Origin of the sequence: Mesorhizobium sp. M1E.F.Ca.ET.063.01.1.1 (genome assembly GCF_003998155.1) — a bacterium.
Taxonomy (GTDB): domain Bacteria; phylum Pseudomonadota; class Alphaproteobacteria; order Rhizobiales; family Rhizobiaceae; genus Mesorhizobium.
Genome location: NZ_RZSC01000989.1, coordinates 1 through 1798, shown reverse-complemented (window position 1 = coordinate 1798; position 1798 = coordinate 1). Strand labels below are relative to the sequence as shown.

Genomic DNA, 1798 nt, shown 5'->3' with positions numbered 1-1798 from the left:
ATCCGGACGCCCGCCTGTTCGGCGCGGCGCGCCAGCATCGGCGCGTTGAGCGCGCTTTCGTCCCAGCCGAGCCGCATCTTGACGGTCACCGGCACCGAAACGGCGCCGACCACAGCTTCGATCAGGGAGAGCGCATGATCGAGATCGCGCATCAGCGCCGAGCCGGCATAGCCGCCCGTCACCTTCTTCGCCGGGCAGCCCATGTTGATGTCGATGATGTCGGCGCCCTCGCCGGCGGCGATTCGCGCGCCCTCGGCCATGTGCGCCGCCTCGCGGCCGGCAAGCTGCACCATGTGGACGGGCAGCCCGGAATGGCGGATGCGCAGGTCGCAGCCGGCCCTGCCCTTGGCCAGTTCGCCGCTGGCCACCATTTCCGACACGACCAGCCCGGCGCCATGGTTGTGGGCGCGCTGGCGGAATGGCTCGTCGGTGATGCCCGACATCGGCGCAAGGAACACGCGGTTGCGTATCTTCACGCCGCCAATGTCGAGTGGCGAAGCCAATGTGATCAATTCAAGCATGCACAAAAACCAAGCATGTTCAATTGCTGCACATTCTCTAGCCAGATGCAAGGCATTGTGCAACGCGCAATGACGTCACATTAAGGCGCATTTTGGAAAATGCTGGCCTTCCCTTCGAGCCGCGACTAAGCCTCTCGCCATGACCGACGCAAGTGAAAATCAGGGTTTGGACGCAGACGGCAAAGTCGGCGTTGTGATCGTCGCCGCCGGGCGCGGCGCCCGTGCCGGGCAGGCCGATGGGCCGAAGCAATATCAGCGTATCGGCGGCCGCGCCGTCATCGCGCACACGCTGGAGACGTTTCTTTCACATCCGAGAATTGGCCCGGTGGTCGTGGCGATCCACGCCGACGATGCCGAACTCTTCGAGCGCGCGGCGGGAGCGAATGCCAAGCGTGTTTTCGCGGTCACTGGCGGTTCGTCCCGCCAGGCCTCGGTTCGGCTCGGTCTCCTGGCATTGAGGGATCTGGCGCCGGGAAAAGTGCTGGTGCATGACGCGGTGCGCCCGTTCCTTGATGCCGGGCTGATCGACCGCATCATCGACGCCATCGGGGAACGGCAGGGCGCGCTGCCCGCCCTTCCCGTCGCCGACACGCTGAAGCGGGAATCCGCAACGGGCATGATCGAGGAGACGGTGTCGCGAGCCGGCCTGCATGCCGCGCAGACACCGCAAGGCTTTCCGTTCTGGCCGCTGCTGGCGGCCCACGAGAAGGCGCATCATTTGGGCAAGTCCGAATTCACCGACGACGCAGCGATCGCCGAATGGGCGCATATTCCGGTCAAGATCGTCGCCGGCTCGCCGGACAATGTGAAGCTTACCTGGGCAAGGGATATCGCGATGGCCGACCAGCGGCTTTCCAACGCGCTGCCGCGCTTTCCGGACATCCGCACCGGCAATGGCTATGATGTGCATGCCTTCGAGCCCGGCGACCATGTCACGCTGTGCGGCGTCGCCATTCCCTACGATCGAAAACTCTCCGGCCATTCGGACGCCGATGTCGGGCTGCACGCGCTTACCGACGCGCTGCTTGCCACCTGCGGCGCCGGCGACATCGGCACGCATTTCCCGCCATCGGACCCGCAATGGAAGGGTGTTGCCTCGAAGATCTTCGTCGAGCATGCAGCGAAGCTGGTGCGCGAGCATGGCGGGCGCATCGCCAATGCCGACATCACTCTGATCTGCGAAGCGCCGCGTGTCGGGCCCCACCGCGAGGCGATGACGGCGGCGCTGGCGGCGATGCTGGGCATTGCGGCCGAACGCATTTCGATCAAGGCTACGA

The 1798-nt window shown here is 65.3% G+C and carries 2 protein-coding genes; one reads left to right on the top strand and one right to left on the bottom strand.

Features of this window, described 5'->3' with window-relative positions:
• Nucleotides 1–521 (bottom strand): tRNA-dihydrouridine synthase (locus EOA29_RS35150; RefSeq protein ID WP_145970000.1); only part of this gene is annotated, 521 nt, incomplete at its 3' end.
• 139 nt (nt 522–660) lie between these two features.
• Here EOA29_RS35150 and EOA29_RS35145 point away from each other — a divergent pair.
• Nucleotides 661–1798 (top strand): bifunctional 2-C-methyl-D-erythritol 4-phosphate cytidylyltransferase/2-C-methyl-D-erythritol 2,4-cyclodiphosphate synthase (locus EOA29_RS35145; protein WP_127222310.1); only part of this gene is annotated, 1138 nt, incomplete at its 3' end.